This window comes from Nocardiopsis sp. B62 (assembly GCF_018070675.1).
In the GTDB taxonomy this organism is placed as follows: Bacteria; Actinomycetota; Actinomycetes; order Streptosporangiales; family Streptosporangiaceae; genus Nocardiopsis; species Nocardiopsis prasina.
Genome location: NZ_JAGPXK010000011.1, coordinates 93,666 through 111,915, shown reverse-complemented (window position 1 = coordinate 111,915; position 18,250 = coordinate 93,666). Strand labels below are relative to the sequence as shown.

Annotated in this window: 12 protein-coding genes; 3 read left to right on the top strand and 9 right to left on the bottom strand. The window is 71.5% G+C overall.

All coding sequences use genetic code 11. The features are described 5' to 3' along the window. Positions 1–361: 361 nt before the first annotated feature. From KBX21_RS14225 to KBX21_RS14215, 3 genes are all read right to left on the bottom strand, one after another. Positions 362–931, bottom strand: a complete 570-nt coding sequence (locus KBX21_RS14225) for a hypothetical protein (protein ID WP_210842186.1) — start codon at positions 929–931, stop codon at positions 362–364. A gap of 26 nt (positions 932–957) precedes the next feature. Beyond that, entirely contained in the window at positions 958–2,700 is a 1,743-nt protein-coding gene (locus KBX21_RS14220; protein WP_049579729.1) for an NYN domain-containing protein, read from the bottom strand. Between the two features lie 210 nt (positions 2,701–2,910). Then, the gene (locus KBX21_RS14215; protein WP_210842185.1) at positions 2,911–5,799 is read right to left on the bottom strand and encodes a sigma-70 family RNA polymerase sigma factor; all 2,889 of its coding nucleotides are present in this window, start codon (positions 5,797–5,799) and stop codon (positions 2,911–2,913) included. 231 nt (positions 5,800–6,030) lie between these two features. On the opposite strand from KBX21_RS14215, the gene KBX21_RS14210 reads away from it, so the two are divergent. Continuing rightward, complete coding sequence (locus KBX21_RS14210; RefSeq protein ID WP_049572111.1) at positions 6,031–6,786, top strand: hypothetical protein; 756 nt, start codon at positions 6,031–6,033, stop codon at positions 6,784–6,786. Between the two features lie 243 nt (positions 6,787–7,029). Here the strand turns inward: KBX21_RS14210 and KBX21_RS14205 are convergent, their stop codons facing one another. From KBX21_RS14205 to KBX21_RS14180, 6 genes are all read right to left on the bottom strand, one after another. Further along, positions 7,030–7,218: a hypothetical protein gene (locus tag KBX21_RS14205; RefSeq protein WP_210842184.1), complete on the bottom strand. Its 189-nt coding sequence runs from the start codon at positions 7,216–7,218 to the stop codon at positions 7,030–7,032. A gap of 1,922 nt (positions 7,219–9,140) precedes the next feature. After that, the gene (locus tag KBX21_RS14200; RefSeq protein WP_210842183.1) at positions 9,141–10,028 is read right to left on the bottom strand and encodes an ATPase; all 888 of its coding nucleotides are present in this window, start codon (positions 10,026–10,028) and stop codon (positions 9,141–9,143) included. 13 nt (positions 10,029–10,041) lie between these two features. Further along, positions 10,042–11,367, bottom strand: coding sequence for a type VII secretion integral membrane protein EccD (gene eccD / locus KBX21_RS14195; RefSeq protein ID WP_210842182.1), 1,326 nt, complete (start codon positions 11,365–11,367; stop codon positions 10,042–10,044). A 40-nt stretch (positions 11,368–11,407) separates the two neighbouring features. Further along, positions 11,408–12,385 (bottom strand): TNT domain-containing protein, encoded by a 978-nt coding sequence (locus KBX21_RS14190; RefSeq protein WP_210842181.1) that lies wholly within the window; start codon positions 12,383–12,385, stop codon positions 11,408–11,410. A gap of 43 nt (positions 12,386–12,428) precedes the next feature. Then, positions 12,429–12,728 (bottom strand): hypothetical protein, encoded by a 300-nt coding sequence (locus KBX21_RS14185; RefSeq protein ID WP_110050641.1) that lies wholly within the window; start codon positions 12,726–12,728, stop codon positions 12,429–12,431. A gap of 96 nt (positions 12,729–12,824) precedes the next feature. Beyond that, a complete protein-coding gene (locus tag KBX21_RS14180; RefSeq protein ID WP_110050639.1) occupies positions 12,825–13,160 on the bottom strand; it encodes a hypothetical protein in 336 nt (111 codons plus the stop codon). 480 nt (positions 13,161–13,640) lie between these two features. On the opposite strand from KBX21_RS14180, the gene eccCa reads away from it, so the two are divergent. Continuing rightward, positions 13,641–17,621 (top strand): type VII secretion protein EccCa, encoded by a 3,981-nt coding sequence (gene eccCa, locus KBX21_RS14175; RefSeq protein ID WP_210842180.1) that lies wholly within the window; start codon positions 13,641–13,643, stop codon positions 17,619–17,621. A 255-nt stretch (positions 17,622–17,876) separates the two neighbouring features. Then, positions 17,877–18,224, top strand: coding sequence for a DUF6177 family protein (locus KBX21_RS27220; RefSeq protein WP_374225725.1), 348 nt, complete (start codon positions 17,877–17,879; stop codon positions 18,222–18,224). Positions 18,225–18,250 lie beyond the last annotated feature (26 nt).

Sequence of the window (18,250 nt, the reverse complement as noted above, 5' to 3'; positions counted from 1 at the left end):
CTGTGACAGGGCGTCTCCGGCCGGGTTCGAGGGCCTTCGTGGGGGGGTGGGACCCAGCCTAGAACGTCGGCGGGGCGCACGTGTCCGCCCGACTCCCGGAGATCGGCCACAGGGCCGCGCGGATACGCCGGAGAAGGGTTCGCGCGACCCGGGATCGACGACCGAACCTGGCGTACCCGGTCGGTGTGGCTGCGGGAAACGGACCCTGGGAGTCCGGAGACGGCCGATCACGCCCCCGGCAGGGGCCGGGTCGGGGGCGCGTCAGAAAGCTCACTTCCCGGGGGTGTCGTCGGCGGCCGCACGGCTCGCCGTACCCCGGGTCGGGCACGCACGGGCGCCCGGCCGCGACCGCGTGTGCCGGTCAGAAGTCCAGGAGCATGTCCAGGTCGTCCTCTGCCAGGCCGAGGTCGGTCCGGATCCGGAAGCGAATGCGCAGGAGCTCGTCGAACAGGTCCCGGGCGTAGGGGGACAGGTTGCGGTTGCCGAACCAGCGCGCGCCCGAGGTGGCCCAGCGCTCCGCGCCCTCCAGGTCGTCGTGGGCGTAGAGGACCTCGGCCACGTGGATGTGGGTCTGGAGTCCGGGCTGGACCCCCTTCTCGAGCCGCTTCAGGTGCTTGTAGGCGAGGTCGCGCTCGTCCAGTTGGAGCAGCGCCCCCGCGCTCAGCGCGTGCGCGTCGACCACGGTCGGGCCGCCGTCGTCCATGGCCCGCTGGTAGGCGGCGCAGGCGCGCTCGAACTCCTGGGCGATCTCCCACTGCTCGCCGGCGCGTACGAACAGCTCCGCCCGGGTCACCTCGCTCCCCGCGTCGACCTGGTTGGCCAGGTCCAGCAGCTGGGCGGCGATCCGGCTGTGTTCACCCGACCGGACGGCGTGGAATTCCAACCGGTCGAGTTCTGCCGTCGTCACTTGGGTCAACCGCGTCGCCCCCATCCCCTACTCGCACTCGCGCGCGCCGGTCAGGGCCTGGCACGCTCCAGTGCCTGCCAGAACCCCTGGCGCAGTCCGTCACGGACCTCGTCGCGCAACAGGTGGTCGATCGGGAGCGAGGAACCCTGGAGCAGCCTCGCCTCCAGGTCGGAGGGCATCCTCGGCCTACGAGCCAGGACAGCCTCCACCCACAGGGCGGGCGCCTCACGAGCGATCGACTCCGCGAAGTCGTTCCCTTCCTTGTGCGCGACATGCACCGCGTCATCAACGGTATGCGCGCCGGAGCCCGTCTGTTGGGTATATCCAGGACTAGGGTTGGATTCCTGGTATCCAGCCGTACCGAACCGGCTGTCGTACTCGGGACCAGTAGGTCGCCGTTCCCCGAAACCGGGGGCGGCGCCACCGCGGCGAGCGGTGTCAGTTGCCGTACTGGTCCCATAGGTAGGGTTTGTGTCCGCCCCACCTCCGAAGCCTGCTTCGTCACCGGGACCGAACCTCAGGTCCGGGCCGGGCGGAGGTGAGTTTCTCTGCGGTGGCCCCTGCTGGAAGTCGGCGAACGAGGCCTGCGGACCGGTCCCCGTGTCGAAGGACCGCTGGGGTCCCGTCCCGTTGAAGGACGGCTGCGGCCCGGTCCCGTTGGTGTATCCGGGCTGGGCGCCGGGCATCGGCTGCCCCGGCTGCTGCCCCTGTACCGGTCTGCCCTGGAGGCCGTAACCGCCCTGTTCCATCCCGCGCATGGACGGGTGCCCGCCGGTGCCGGAGGGCGGATATCCGCCCTGGCCGTTGGGGCCGTGCCCGTTCTGGGCCGCGTGGACGTTGGGCGCGGGATGCGACCCGGAGGCACCGGGGTAGGAACCGTTGCCGTTCACCCCGGGCGGGGCCTGTCCGCCTGAGGGGAAGCCGTTCGCGTCGATGCCACCGGAGGAGGGGCTCTCCGAGCCGGGCCCGGCCAGGTGGTCGACGCCGCGCTGCTGCGCTATCGAGCGGCGCATCGCACGCAGCTGCTCCATGGCGCTGCCCTGGGGCACGGGCTGTCCGCCGGTGCCCGCGAACATCGCCTCGAGTCCGCCGGTGGAGGTGTTGACCGGCTCTCCCCGGTTGGAGCTGGTCGGCGACGACGCAGGCTGGCGCGGCTGCGGGGTCTCGGGCTGGCGCGGCGACTCGGGGGCGGACCGGCCGCGGCCGTTGGCGAAGGGGGTGGTCGTCTTGGCGGCGGTCTCCTGTGTGGAGCCGCCACCGGACAGGAGGTTCACGTGGGGGCGCAGGTGCCCGGCGCCGATCTCGATGAGGTCGTCGCTCTCCCGGCGCAGGGCTCGGGAGATGGTCCAGTTGCCCTCCACCGAGATGTGCACGACGGTGACGCGCACACCCATGTCCTGGACGTCGGCGACCACGGGCGCCATGTCCTCGTCGCCGCTGACCAGGACCGCGTCGGAAAGGACACCGGTGCGGGCCAGGGTGGTGAGGTCCCGTTGGACGTAGCTCTCCACGCCTTCACGACGTCCCGGCCGTATCCGTGCGGCCCGGAACTTGACGCCGGGGATGTCGGCGATGCTGTCCTGTTCCTGGGCCCGCCGGTCGTCGGCGACCGCCTCGTACCAGTAGCAGCGCAGGAGCGGCAGCCCCGTCCGGTCCCGAGCCACCTCGTTGAGGAACTGGACGAGACCGGAGTAGTCCCAGGCGACGGAGTCCCGGTTACGGGTTCCGTGCACGGCCATCGCACCGTCGGCGAGAAGGTATCCCGCGTCGACGAACAACGCGCAGCGGTCCACGTGACACCGCCCCCTTCCCTGTCGATCTCTGGGGCCATATCCATGACCGGGGCACAGCCTAGCCAAGTCTGTCTCGTTTTGCGTGCCATCGACGAATACTTACAGTTACTAACCTGCTACGCAAAGGAGGCCCTTCGGCGTCGTGCCCGCTCCCGCGGATGCCCCACCAGGCCCGGAAGGGCCACGCAAGGGGCATCCCGGCCACCGGCCTCAGGTGCGCATCGGCGCGGTGAGGGCGACGACGCCCACCAACACGGCGTCCTGACCGGACGGGATTCGGATATCCGATTCGCGCCCGAGTACCGCGTCGAATCGGACCACGTCGGTCCCGAACGTCATCGGATCGCCCACCGCCCCGCGCGCGGAGCTCACGAAGGCGTTGTCGACGCTCCCGTGTCCGCTGGTCGGTGCGACCGGGGTCCCGCCCACCGTCACCCGGTCACCGGCGAGGTCCGCGTCGCCCTCCCAGGCCACCACGTCGAACCGGGCCGGGACCGACTCCGGCAGAAGACCGGACACCGGGAAGCGCGCCCCCTCGCCGTCCTGGAAGACCGCGGTGGTCTCGTCCAGCACCATCGCCTGGTGGTAGCCCTCCACCGACGGGTCCTCCATGACCACCACGAGACTCCATCCGGCGTGGACGCCCCTGCCCTCGCGTGCGGGGACGTCGCCGACCCACCACTCGCCGCCCCCGCCCGACCGGACCAGCTCGGTGACGTCGGCGAAGGCCTGGTAGGCGCGGTAGCCCGGCAGGTCGGCGGTACGGGTGTCGGTCGCGGTGACGGTGGTGTACGCGGCCATGCCGGGGCCCCTGACCCGCGCGGTGGGGGCGCCCGGCTCCCCCGCGGCCGAGAAGTACAGTCCGGCCCAGCGCACCGTTCCGCCCTCGGGGAGGTCCCAGGTGGCGGAGCTGGAGGAGGTGGTGGTGGGGTCCTGGTCGCGGTCGAGCGGGGCCATCACCCAGTTGTCGTTGTCGAGCCGGTCGCCGATCCGTTGGCGGGCGTCGGCGCAGACCCCGGGGGCCTCCTCCTCTTCCCCCTCATCGGCGTACCCCTCCTCAGGGGGTTCGACGGGGTCCGGGGACTCGGGAGTCTCCTCCGGGGAGCCGTCACCGGACTCTTCCTCGGGCTCGTCCCGTCCCTCGGGTGCGCCCTCCGTGTCGTCGTCGGCCCCCTCCGGGGTGTCGCTCGGGTCACCGCCCTCTTCGAGAAGGTCACCGATTCCCCCGCCGAGTCCGGGAGAGACGGGGGTGACATCGGCGGGCGCGCGGCTGAGGTCCGCGTCGTCGGGTGGGGTGACCACACCTTCCTCCGGCGGGACCACACCTTCCTCCGGCGGGACCACCGCGCCCTCGTCCGGGAGTTCCAACGAGCCGCCTCCCGGCCAACCCCACCAGGGCCAGGGCCATCCGCCCTTCGGGGGGTCCGGCTCGGTGCAGGTCAGGAGGGCGTTCCCGACCGTTTCGGTGCGTACCTGCCCGGCGGTGGCGTAGCGGGCGGCGATCCCGTCCGGGGTCACCCCTCGTTCGCCGACCGCCTCGAATCTGACCTCACCCGAGGAGATCACCACGCTGGCGGGGACGTCCACGTCGGCGTCGGCGGCCACCCGGACGTCGAGGAACTGGGTGCTGTTCTCCCCTTCCGCCATTCCGGTGCGCACGCACTCCCCACCGCCACTGCCGGTCGAGCAGCCCCAGTCCCCGTTCCCGACGGCCATCGGGACCGCGTTCCCGGCGCCACCGGAGGAGATCATCTCCACCCCGGGCGGCAGCGTGATGGCGGCGACCACGTCACCGGCGGTTGCCGCGCCCACGTTGAGCACGTCCAGGACCATGATCCCGTCGCTGCCCGGCACCAGAGCGCCGACGGGGTCGATGCCCGCCGCGAACTCCGGTCCGGGCTCCTCCGGTTCCTCGGGCTCCACCACGGGCGGGGTGTCCTCCGGGGCCTCCGGCTGCGGCGGGGTCCCGGGCGAAGGCTCCGGCGCGGCCGGGACGTCGGCGGGCACCGAGGGCACGGGCAGCGGTGCCGGTTCGGGTTCCGGGTCGGCCGGGTCCGCGGGGTCATCGGGGGCGGCCGGGTCCTGGGCGGGGGGATCGTCGGGGGTCGCGGGCGCCCCGGCCGCCGGGGGGTCCTCCTGGGGCGCGGCCACCGGAGGGGGATCGGTGGGCGGTGCTCCCTCGCCTCCCACCAGGGCCAGCGCGACCGCGACGGCCACACCCGCGGCGGCCGCGGCCCCCGCCGAGACCTGCTGCTGGCGCCGGGACATCCGGTTCCACCAGGCTCCGGTCGCGACACCGCCCGGGGTCGCGGCGAGGTACCCCGTGGCGCCGAAGCCGACGACCAGCGGTAGCACGATCCCGCGCAGGCCGACGTTGACGTCCATGAGCTCCGCGTACACCTCGCGGCAGTCCCCGCAGTCGTCCATGTGCCGGTCGACCTTGGTGGTGTCGCGCTTGGACAGCCCGCCGCGCACGTAGGCGCCGAGCAGCGCCAACGTGGGTCGGCACGCCTCGGCCGCGCCGCCGCCCGCCAGGTGCATCTGCAGGTAGGCCTGGCGCAGGCCCTCGCGCGCCCGGTAGGCCAGGGCGGCCACACCGTTGGCGTTCATCCCGAGGATGGTGGCCGCCTCGGCGGGCTTGACCCCCTCGATCTCCGTGTGCCAGAGCACGGACTGCCAGCGTTCGGGCAGGGAGAGGAAGGCCCGGGCGATCAGCGAACGTTCGAGACCCTCCAGGGCGGGGTCGACGAAGGGTTCGCCGGAGTCGTAGCTCTCCATGTCGTCGGTGACGACCTGGCGTCTGTCCCCTCGCCCCCGGTCGTAGGCGGCGTTGCGGACCGCCGTGAGCAGGTAGGGGCGGAACGCGTCGCTGGGCCCGCCGCCGCGCTGGATGACGCTGAGCACCTTGGTGAACGCCTCGGCGACGGCGTCCTCGACCTCGGCCTCACCGCGCAACAGCTGGCGGGCGAGGCCCCGGGCGGCCCCCGCGTGGCGCTCGTAGAGAGTGCCGTAGGCGGCGTTGTCACCGGCCTTCACCCGCTCGATGATCTCCGCGTCACCGATGAGTGTCTCTGTGTGCTCTCCGTCGGCGTCGGTCACCCAGCGCCCTTTCCCTCGTGGTCCCTTGGCCCCCCGCCGCGAGCCAGATCCGCGGTACGGGAAGCAGGGGTTCGGCGTCGGAGAATCACGTGCACGAAAAAAATATCCCGTATCCGCGTCATAGCCGCTACCGATCTCCGTGATTGGGGTGAGGGCGAACGAGGGGGACCCACCGCGGGGGCGCGGGCCCACCTCCGTTCACCTGGCCAAACAACGACCGGGAGCGATGCCGTGGGCGAGACCGAAGTGGGAGCCGGAACGCGGGGCCGTGTGGTTCAGCGTGCCCGGGAGCTGCGGGCGCCGTGGGGGCGCCGGAGCCGGGAGCGGGGGTGGAACCCGGCCGAGGACTGGTGGACGCCCTCCGTGGACGCCGTCTGCGAGGCGCACACCACCGGAAGCGACCTCACCGAACCCTGCTCGCGGCTCGGGGAGGCCCGGGCCCGTTCGGGGGTGGGGATCGGTCGGGCGCTGGCCGACCTCGACGCCTTCGGCGAGGTCGTGGGCTGGGACCGTCTCCCGCTCGACCTGGTCCGCGCGTTGGCCGACGGCTGGGTCGAGGGGGGCCGGGGCCGGGACACCTGCCAGGACCCGCTCACCGGCCTGGCCAACGAGGCGTACCTGCGCACACGCATCCGCGAGCTGTACCGGAGCGCGGAGGAGACGGTCCCGGCCGCGTTCGACCACCGGCTCGTGGTGCTGGCGCTGGACCCGACCCTCGACCCGTGGCGGCGCGCGGCTCGGCTGATCGTGCTCGGGCACGAGCTGAACCGCTTCTTCACCCGGGGCGAGTCGGTGTGCCTGGTCAGCCGGGCCCGGATCGCGGTGGTGGCCCGGGAGGTGCCCGTTCTGGGGACCGAGATCGAGGAGCTGCGCTCGGGGATCGGCTGGGAGCACGGCGCGGCCGTGTGGTCGGTTCCGTTGCCCGCGACCCACCGTGAGGCGGCCGCCCTGATCGACGGTCTGGGCAGGCCCGTCCGCGACGAATGACCCTCCGACGCCGCTTCGGGCCGCACGCCCTTCCAGAGGGGAGAGGGCCGGGTCCGGAGCGGCCGCCGACCGCCGCGCACGTCTGAGGGGGCGTTCGCGGGGCGGTCGGCCCCGTCCGACGGGCCAGGGTCCTCTGGCCCCCACGAGAGGGCGGCCCGCGAGGCCGTCGGACGGGAGAAGGCGCCGCTCGGCGGCGCCCGGGGGCGCGCTCACACAGGGGAGGTGGGCGCGCCCTCCGTCATGTCAGCGGTCTCTCCCGCCCCCGATCAGTCCGAAGCTGACGCGGAACAGCAGCCTGCCCACCAACGAGGCGGGGACCGGCCTCACCTCGGAGATACGCGCCTCGAACCCTCCCGGCATCGGCCCCGTCCGGTCCACCGCCGTGGTCCATGCCTGGATGCCCGTTCCGGAGAAGGACGAGGGGGCGAACACCGGCAGACCCCCGTCAGCGTGGTTCCGTCCTGACTCGACCGCCGACTCCGGAAGCGGCCTGGCCTGCGGTTGACGAGCGGGAGCCGAGTGGGCGAACGGAGAAGGAGGCATCGTTTCGGGGGCGGGGCCCTGCGGCGGCGCCCAGGTCGTTGATGCGGTCTGCGGCCCCGATTCGGGCCCCCGGACGGGCTGTCGCGCGGGCTCCTCAGGTGTTGTCCTCGGTCCGCGCGGCGGCTGGGGCGCGGGTGGAGCTTGGGGACCAGGCGTGGCGTGGGCCCCCGGCACGGGCCGATTCACGGGTGGTGCGGGCCGTGGTCCGGACGCGAACTCCGATGCGGGTGGAGCGTAGCCTTGGGGGATTTGCGGCCCTGACTCGAACTCGCGCGCGCGTGACGCGTACGGAGGAGGGGGAAACTGGGGCCCGAACGACCCTTGAGCCCCCGAGGGGTGGTGAGTCACGGGCGAAGTCGGGGATCCGGTGTCGACCTGAGACGAGGGCGGGGTCTGCTGCCCTGACGCGGAAGGTGCCTGAGCAGCGCGCCCAGTGGGTGGCGCGGGCGCGGGCTGAGGTCCGGTCCCGGGGCCGGGTGAAAAGTGCGGAGGCACCTGCGGCCCGAGGGCCTCCCAAGGCCCGGAATCAGCCTGAGACACCTGAGGGGCGGGCGGCCCCTGGGACTGGGGTGAGGCCTGAGACGAGGGAGCAGGCGAAGCATACGGAACAGGCGGGAACTGCGGCCCCGACCCTGCTGCGGGTGAGGCGTACGGAAGCACCTGAGGCGCCACGGCTGAGTCCGCCTGAGCCGACGGGGGCGCGGGAGGCGCGGGCGGACCCTGGGACTCGGCTGAGGCAGGCGGTGCGGGCGCTGCGTAGGGAGCAGGCGGGAATTGCGGCCCCGGCCCAGGGCCGGGTGCAACCGGCTCTGATGCCCCACGAGGTTCGGAGTGAGCCTGGGGCGCGGAGGGCTCAGGCACGGCCTGAGGCGCGGCCGTGGGTGCGGGTGTGGGTGTGAGTGAGGCGTACGGAGCAGGCGGGAACTGCGGTCCGGTCCCGGGGCCAGGTGAAAAGTGCGGAGGCACCTGGGGGGCGGGCGGCCCCTCGGACTCCGGCGATACCCGAGACTCGGAAGCGCGCGAAGCATACGGAACAGGCGGGAACTGCGGTCCGGTCCCGGGACCAGGTGAAAAGTGCGGAGGCACCTGAGGCCCGAGGGCCTCCGGAGGCGCGGAGTCGGCCTGAGGCACCTGGGGGGCGGGCGGCCCCTGGGACTGGGGTGAGGCCTGAGACGCGGGAGCGGGCGAAGCGTACGGAGCAGGCGGAAACTGAGGTCCGGACCCGGGACCAGGTGAAAAGTGCGGAGGCACCTGAGGCCCGAGGGCCTCCCAAGGCCCGGAATCAGCCTGAGACACGGGGGACTCGGGCGAGCCCGGCGGGGCGGGAGCGGGCGAAGCATACGGAACAGGCGGAAACTGCGGCCCCGACCCTGCTGCGGGTGAGGCGTACGGAGGCACCTGAGGCGCCCGTGCGGTGTACGGAGCAGGCGGAAACTGGGGTCCGCTCATGGGCGGCCGGGGGTGGTGTGTGGGTGGGGTGGCCTGGTGTGGAGGTGCGCTCCGAGGAGCTGACGGTCCCTGAGGGAAGGGGTTCTGCGGTCCGGACGCGCTTGGCGAGGGCGGACGTGTGGGAGGTGGCTGGGGCCCGGAGGCAGCCGGAGGGTGCTGGGGCCCGGAGGCAGCCGGAGGGTGAGGAGGGGGAGGCAGCGGAACGGGGGAGGCCTCCGGTGCCGGTGAACCGGAGAGGAAGGCCTCGACCACCGAGTCTCCCGCGGGGTCGCTCGATGGGGCGGGTGGCATGCCGAACCACTCCCCCTGCGGACCGGAGGGAGAGTCCTCCCCGGGGTCGGTCGGCCGCCCGTGGTGTCGGTTCATGACTGTTCACCTCTCACTGCCGTTACCGCGTGTAGGGGCCGAGCTTCCACCGCCCTGTTCACCGCCTCGGCCGCGATCCGGAGCACCACCCGGTGGGTGGCGTTGGCGATGCGGCGCGTGTCCACGGCCGTCCCCTGGGCGAGATGGCGGTCGTGCCGCAGCAGGACGGTCTCGGCCCCGCTCTCGGCGATGATCCGCGTGACGCGCGCGGCGTCGAAGCCCGGATCCTCTCGGCGGTCCTGGTCGTAGACAACGATGACACTGCGGTCGACCTCGTCTCGGCGACCGTCCCGTAGGAGTTCGTCGATGCTGCGGCCCACGGTGCGGGCGGCCTCGCGGGTCGCCCTGACCACGCGGATGCGAGCATGCGCGGCCCGATCGACGGCGTCGACGAAGGCACCGCCCGACCCACCCGCCACAAGTGTGACCCCGAAGAACCGGGAGATCGGCAGCAGCCCTGAGGCGTACACTCCCTCGTCGCCCCGCGCGGCCTGGACGGTCCACAGACCGGCGGCCGCCTCGCCGAGGCCCTCCTTGACCAGATCGAAGCTGCCCGACTCGACTCCAGCCCCCAGGGAGTGAGCGACGTGGGTGTTCAGCCGGGTGTCCAGGGACGGGAGCCTGCCAGTGGCGTCCACGGCCAGGACACGGTCGTGACGGTGGTGGGCCAGGACCCGAGCGACCAGGGCGGCCACAACCGCGGTGTCCGCGTCGGTCCCGAGGTCGTCCACGACGATCCGCCTGCCTGTGGCACTGGAGCGTTGGAGACGTTGGCGCACCTCGATGGCGTCGGCGATCTCCGACACCGAACGGAAGGGCGTCAGGGCCGACCGGACGAACCGGCGCGGCCAGGGGTCTCCGTGGACCGTCTTCCTGGGACTCATGGTCCGTCTCCCGTCAGAAGGTCGTGAGCAGTCGTTGGAAGGTCCCGAAGGCACCGACCGCCAGCGGCACCATCACGATCACGGCGATCACCTCGAACCTGCTCGTCACTCCGCGCAGGCGGGCGCGTACGTGCTCGGGCTGCCTGATGGAGAGCACCACCATGGGAATCGCCGCGACACCGGCGGCGATACCCAGCGCGGGCCACACACCCCAGGGCTCGGCCTCCGCCCAGGAGACGAGGAAGGCCAGCAGCGTCACCAGGCTGGCGGCGACGAGCGCCGCCTTCTGCGCGATCAGCGGGAACAGGCGCGAGCGGCTGGCCACCACGATCGCGAGCGCCGCGGACAGTCCGGCCGTCCAGGGTGTGAAGTTCGTGGCCAGTCCCAGGCCCGCGACGGCGGTGACCGCGGCGACGGCCAGGGTGGCGATGACCAGGCTGCGGTGCGCCCGGGCCACCGAGGTCAGCACGTCGGCGCGGGTGACCGACTCACCCGAGGTCCGCCGATCGTCCAGGACCGCGAGGCCGGAGATCATCAGCGCCACTCTCAGGAGGAGGCTCAGGGAGATCACACACACCACGGCCATCACGACGGCCACGAGGTCCGTGGACAGCCCCAGGACGCGGCAGAAGGTCCACACCGCCGTCATCGCCATGCCGACGCCGCCTCCCGCGAGGCCGCCGAGCCCCAGTCCGGAAGTGAGGCCGAGTAGCAGCACCAGCCCCGAGACCAGGGCCGCGCCCCCGCCCCACAGCACCCACTCCGGCCATCCGTAGTGGTCACTGCCGAGCCACAGGGCCAGGGCCCCGGCCGCCGCACCGCTGATCGCCAGCGCGGTCCCCAGGGGTTCCCTCCAGGCAGGACCGACCGCGGCGCCGACAGCCAGGAGCAGGACGGCGATCGCCGTGACCGCGGCCGTCCCCCCGCCACCGGGAGCGTGCCCGTGGACCAGCCAGGCCACACCCAGGGTGAGGGCGACCAGCGCGAACGTCGCGCTCCAGCGGGCGGCCTCCGGTGTCCACCGCCCACCGTGGTCGTCCAGCGCCTTGGAGACCGCCTCGGGCACCTCATGCACCACGGGCGCGGGCACCGGGGCCTCGTCCCGGACCAGACGCAGCACGGCGCCGTCCTGGATCTGCCGTTCCTCCAGGGTGTTCTCACCGGACAGGACCGCTCCGGAGGCCGTCACCAGGTGGCGCAGCCGGGCCGGGTTCTCGGGTTCGTCGCCAAGCAGGTCGAGGACCTCCGGCATGAGCGCGCCGACGGGCTCGTCCGCCGGAAGCACCGCGTCGACCCTGCGCTCCTCGCCGACGAGCGTGACGCGGCTCCAAGCGGTCATGAACTTCCAATCTGTGGTGTTTCCGGGCGTTCCGGAGGCATCAGTCGGGGATGGTGTCGACCGAGACGCGCTCAACGTAGCCCTGACCGATCAGCCAGCGCAGGGTGGGCGCGGGAGGCACCTCGAAGAACCCCGCGGTGTCGAGTGTGAAGCGGACACCGCCACCGGGGTTCGCGCCCTGTGCGGGGGCGGTGGTGGCGGTCACCCGGAACGGGTGCACGACCCGGTAACGGTGGTAGAGGTCCTCGCCCGCGGCGTCGGTCCGAACGTAGTCCGCCAGCCCGCGTTCGGCGAAGGGCATCCCGTCCGGGTAGAGGTGGCGTCCACTCTCGGGGCCGAAGGAGTCGAGCAGATCCCCGGGTTCGAAGGTGTGCAGGTAGGACTCGGCGTTGCGCTCGTCCAGCCCTGCCCGGACCTCCTCGCTCATCTCCCCGGAGGCCTCCTCGGCAGCCGCCTCGTCGGCGCTGCTCAGCGTGCGCGGGTCGCCCTCGGTGGTGGCGAGTTCCTGGTACAGCCAGCGCGAGACCTCGTCCTCGCTGCTGAAGTTCAGGCCGGGGCGGCCCTGATCGAAGTCCATGACGGACACGGACTGGAAGCCCTCCTCGTCCTGGGTGACGAGGTAGTAGCTGCTGACGGTGCCCGGCTCCGGACGCGGTTCGCCGGGCAGGACGTACAGGTCGTCGCGCACGTCGGCACGGTCCAGCTCGTCGACCAACATGGTGAACCCGACCTGCTCACCGACCCAGTCACCGGGGATCGGCGGGATGGCGTTCTCCACTGGGCCGGACTCGGACTGTTCGCGTTCCAGACGCTGTGTGCTGAGGGTGTTGGTGACGAAGGACCAGCCGACCGTCCCGGCGCACGCGACGGCGGCCAGACAGGCGCTGATGGTGATCTTGCCGAAGTTCTCGTCCAGGCGGCGCTTGGTCCGTTGACCACCGAACAGCACCGCCTCGCGCAGGCGCTGCCGACGGACCGCGACGGATTCGAGCAACTGGTTGTCGTAGTCGCGGCCCACCGGTGCTCCTCGTCAGATGTCTCCGTCTCCCTGGGGGGAGGGGTCAGATGCCCTCGACGACGTTCTTCGCGTTGGACATCGTCTCCTGCGCGATCTCGTCGTACTTGGCGAGCGTCTTCTCGACGGACTTGATGATGCCCTGGACCTCAGTGGCGGCCGTGGCCCACTTCTGTTCCTTCTCGGAGTACAGAGCTGTGGCGTCACCGGCGCTGATCGAGGTCATGGCCTTGGCGACGTCGACGCCGCGCTGTTCGATGAGGCCCTCGACGTCTCTGGTGACCTCCGCGAGGGTGCTCTGCACCTGCGCGGAGATCGCGGGGTCGTAGGCTACGCGTCCACTCATCGCCTTACTCCTTCGGGGGTGCCGGGGGATGTCCGGGGGTGTTGGGGGATCTCACGGTCGGGGCGGGGACGGAGGGTCTTCGCGGCGGTCGGGTCCCTAGCGGAACTTGGCGGCGTCGAAGTTGGCCGCGCTCATCTGGGACTGCGCCTCGTCGGCCATGGCCTGGTCACCGGCGAGGATGACCTTGCTGAACTCGTTCTGGCCCTCGTTCATCCGGCCGAGCCCGCTGTTGAGGTCGGCCGCGACCTCGTTGGCCCGCACGTTGAGCGCGTCGAAGTCGGCCTTGGCCTGGCCGGAGAACGACTGCCCCATCGGCTCCGCCGCGGTCATGAGTTTGGTGAGCTGTGCACCGAGCACCTGTAGGGCCTGCTCGGTGGACATCACCAAATCGCTGGCTGAGTCGCCGTCGACGTCAATCGCGTCCTGGGACATCACTTCACCCTTTCTCGTGGGCACTGCCCGGGCTCCCTCGAGCCCTGGCACGGGTTGATCACGGGGCTGCGCCCCGGAAGGGGGCATGCTCCGGGTGGCGCCGCCCTCCATAATCCATCACAGGGGACCGATAGCGACACATTTCTCCGTCCCTGTGGACGGAAGGCGCACACGTGGGACAAAGGACACCCGAATCCCGCGCTGACCTGCCCGAACACGGAGCGGGTCCGAGATGACACGTATTCGCGTACATCTCGGAACCCAGTTCCATGTGACCCGATTCACATCAGCGGACCGGTGGAGTCGGTGTCTCGCCTGGACGGCGGCACCCGCACTCATGACCGTCCGTGCGACGGGGAACCGATTCCACACCCCGCCCATCACACAGAACACCGCACCTGCCCCCGAACGGCACTTCGGTAGGGTTTCTGTCGCTCCCGACCGAATCCCGTGTTTCCCCTTGAGTCGAGAGGAACGCCGATGGCCCTCCGGGTCGTACACCGGCCGACACGCACCACCCACCCGGCCCCCGAACAGGAGCACCGGGAGGTGGAGGCCCCGCCCACCCTCCCTGACGGGAAGTCGCAGGGGAACCCGCTGATGACCGTCCTGCCGATGGTGGGCATGATGGCGTCGCTGACGATCATGATGGTCATGCGCAACCCGGCCTTCATGGCCCTGGGAGCGGTCATGCTCTGCGTGGCCCTGCTGGGCGCCCTGCTCATGCTGTTCTCCCGGCGCGGCCAGGTGGGTCGGCAGCGGCGCAACCAGCGCGAGCTCTACCTCCAGTACCTGGAGGAGCTGCGCGAGACCCTCAACGACTGGGAGGACGGGACCCGGTCGCACGCGCGGCTGATCGACCCCCCTCCGGAAGCCCTCTACGACGTCCTGCGCGACCCCCGGCGGCTCTGGGAGCGGCGCCGCAGGCACACCGACTTCCTCCGGGTCCGCGTCGGCACCGGCATGGCCCCCGGCCACCCCCTCAACCTGGCCGAGCAGGGCACCGCCCTCACGCCCACCGACCCGTTCATGCAGTCCGAGGCGCAGGCGGTGATCAGGCGCTTCGAGACCATCCCGGACATGCCGTTCACCCTGCCGCTCGACATGACCGGCAACATCAGCGTGGTCGGCGAGCGCGAGGACGTCATGCGCCTGGTCCGGGCGCTGGTCTCCCAGTTCGGAGTGTTCCACGCGCCCGAGGACGCCGGGCTCGCGGTGGCCTACCCGGAGGAACACGCCGACGAGTGGTCCTGGCTGCTCTGGTTCCCGCAGGTGCTGGACCCTCAGCGCCGTGAAGCGGGAGTCGCCGCCCGCCTCATCGCCCCCACCCCCCGCGACCTCGGGATGCTCCTCACCGACGAACTGCGCTCCCGCAGCGACTTCGCGTCCGAGGTCCGCCGGGGCATGGGACGCCGCGAGGCCTACCAGACGCTGCGCCGCCTGCTCGTCATCCACGACACCCATGGGGAGGTCGCCACGGAGTTGGTCCGCCCGGACCACACTGTCGACCCCTCCGACCTGGGCGTCACCGTCCTGCACCTGGTGTCCCGCCAGATCGACGAGCCCAGCGACGTGAACGTGCGCGTCACCGTCAAGGGCGACGAGGTCATCGTCGAGGACCTCCGGCCCACCACGCCCGAGGTCACCTCCGGGTCCCTGGACCTCGTCTCCCCGGCCACCCTCACCGGGCTGGCGCGCATGCTCGCCCCGCTCCGGCTGTCCCCCGAGTCCGTCGAGGAGACCGCGCAGGAGGGCGGGCGCGTCGACTTCCCCGCGATGATGGGCGTCCGGGACCCCGGCAACATGGACGTCCAGCGCCTGTGGGCGCCACGCAGCGAACGCGCCTTCCTGCGGGTACCGATCGGCGTGGACGAGATGGGTCAGCCCCTCGTACTGGACCTCAAGGAGTCCGCGCAGCTCGGCATGGGTCCGCACGGCCTGTGCGTCGGCGCCACGGGGTCCGGCAAGAGCGAGATGCTGCGCACCCTGGTACTGGCCCTGGCCGCCTCCCACCCGCCCGAACGGGTGAGCATGGTCCTGGTCGACTACAAGGGCGGCGCCACCTTCGCTCCGTTCGAGGACATGCCGCACGTGGCCGGGATGATCACCAACCTGGAGGACGACTCAGCGCTGATCGAGCGGGTTCACGCCAGCCTGTCCGGTGAGGTGCAGCGCCGCCAGCAGATGCTGCGCGACGCGGGCAACGTCCCCAACATCGGCGACTACGCCCACAAACGCCAGAACGAGCCCGGGCTGCCTCCGATGCCGCACCTGCTCGTGATCATCGACGAGTTCGGCGAACTCCTCACCGCCCGCCCGGACTTCATCGAACTGTTCCTGTCCATCGGCCGGATCGGGCGCAGCATCGGTGTGCACCTGCTGTTGTCCAGCCAGCGGATCGAGGGCGGCAAGCTCCGCGGTCTGGACACCTACCTGTCCTACCGGCTGGGCCTACGGACCTTCTCCGAGGAGGAGAGCCGGACCGTCCTCAACACGCCTGACGCCTTCCACCTGCCCTCGCTGCCCGGTTTCGGGTACCTGAAGGTGGACACCACCGTCTACCAGCGGTTCAAGGCCGGATACGTGTCCGGCGCCTACCGGGGGCCCGTGGTCGAGGATGACGAGGACGAGGACAGGGCCCCCTCCCCCCGCCTGTACACCGCCTACAACCCGCCACCCGAGGACGACGACGTGGCCGCGCCCGAAGAGGGCTCCTCCATGCCGTCCCGGACCAACGGACCCACCCTTCTGGACGTCCTGGTCAACCAGCTCGGCCGCCACGGCGACCCCACACGGGCGATCTGGCTGCCTCCGTTGCCCGCGGCCACCACCCTCGACGCGATCGCGGGCGCCCCTGAGGAGACCGAGCACGGCCTTCGCCTGCCCGGCGAACGCCCCGCGCTGCACGTACCGATCGGCCTGCTGGACGACGCCACCCGGCAGTGGCAGGGCGAGTGGCTGCTGGACCTCACCGCCTCCGGCGGACACGTGGCCGTCATCGGCGGCCCGCAGAGCGGCAAGACCACCCTCCTGCGCACCCTGGTGCTCTCCCTCGCCCTCACCCACACCCCCGAGCAGGTGTCCGTGTACTGCCTGGACCTGCTCGGCGGCGGGCTCCAGTCACTCTCGGGACTCCCGCATGTGGGCGGGGTGGCGGTGCGCACCGACCTCGAACGCGTGCGGCGCACCATCGAGGAGGTCCGAGGGATGCTGGGACACCGCGAGGAGGTGTTCCGTGAGCGCGGCATCGACTCGATGGAGCAGCTCAGGCGCATGCACGCGCGTGGCGAGGTCCCAGAGCTGGCCAGCGCCGACATCGTGCTCTGCGTGGACGGCTACGGGTCCCTTCGCAAGGACTTCGAGGAGATCGAGCCGATCGTCAGCGACCTGCTGCAACGCGGCGGCGGGTACGGCATCCACGTCGTGGGGGCGATGCTCCGCTGGAACGACGTACGGATGGCGGCACAGTCGAACTTCGGCCAACGCGTGGAGCTGCGCCTCAACACCCCCTCGGACTCCTCCATCGCCCGCAAGCTCGCCGAGACCATCGGCGAGGATTCCTTCGGCCGAGCCCTGACCAGCGCGAAGCTGTTCGCGCAGACCTCCCTGCCCCGGTTCGACGGGACACCCTCCACCGAGGACATCAGTGAGGTCGTCGAGCACGCCGTGCGCGCCGTCGACAGGGCCTGGAAGGGAGCCCGGGCCCCCCAGGTCCGGGTGCTGCCGCACCTTCTCTCGGTGCGTGCCCTGCCGAGCAGGGAGGAGGCAGCCAAGACCGTGCCGATCGGCCTGGACGAGCGGGCCCTGCGCCCGGTCGAGCTGGACCTGTTCGGGAAGGACCACAACCTCCTGGTCATCGGCGACAGCGAGTGCGGCAAGTCCAACCTGCTGCGGGTGATCGCGGAGGGGTTGGTGGAGCGCTACTCGTCCAAGGAGCTCGTGTTCGCGATCATGGACCCGAGGCGCAGCCTGCGCGACCTCGTACCGAAGGACTACGTGGGCGGCTACGCCACCAACCCGCGCGTGTGCGGCGGACTGTCCAAGGGTGTGGCCCAGGAGCTGGAGAACCGCATCCCACAGGACGGCGACGCCGAGTCCCTCGAACCCGGTGCGTTCTCGGGTCCGCGCGTCGTCGTCATCGCCGACGACTACGACGTCCTGACCACCGCCGGCCAGAAGCCGCTGGCCCCGTTCGTGCCCTACGTGTCGAACGGGAGCGACATCGGTCTGCACTTCGTGATCGCCCGACGCGCCGCCGGTGCCAGCAGGGGCATGTACGACCCCCTGCTCCAGTCCATGCGCGAGGTGGGCAGCAGCACCCTGCTGATGTCCGGGGACCGTGGAGAGGGCCAGATCCTCCCGCGCGTGTACGCCTCGCCCCTGCCGCCCGGCCGGGGTCGGTGGATGCCCCGCGGCGGCGCCGTCCACCTCGTCCAGACCGCCCTGCGGGACCAACCCTGACCCAGGGAATTCGAACCAACAACTCCTCGCGGCAGATGGTGAACCCCTGGGAGCCACTCATGCGCGGTCCGCAGATAGTCAACCTGGACCGGATCAACCAGCAGCAGATCTCGGAGACGCACCGGAATCCGGGGCCGCCTCATCTACGAATACAAGACGGTTGAGACCCCCTACTGGTGGAGGCAACCGTCGACGTGACCAGGATTCTCGGCCCCGAAGCAGTCGAGAGGACCACCCACAACACCTGGTGGGTGGATGTTCGGGCACCGGCGGACAACCCCCGTGCGGCCGAGGCGGCACACCGGCTCGCGGAGACCCTGGTCGAGCACCACGCTGGAAGCGTCTGGCCCTCAGGTCCTCGACCGCAACTGGGCGCTGGACCTCCCGAGCGGTGGAGCCGAACATCCGTCCGCGTTGGTCGAGACACCGAAGGCCCGGGGCATCGCCGTCGACGCCCCTGTGGTCACGTTGTCGGCGGCGGTCACGGACGCACTCGCGGCCAGCGGACGTGACTCGCGGGCACTCCAGGTCCTCACGCCCGCCACGTCCCGGATCACGCACGCACTACGCGGTGTCCTTTCCCCCCTGAGTCCCGTTGGGTGACGGAGGGCCCGGACGGGGACCACCGT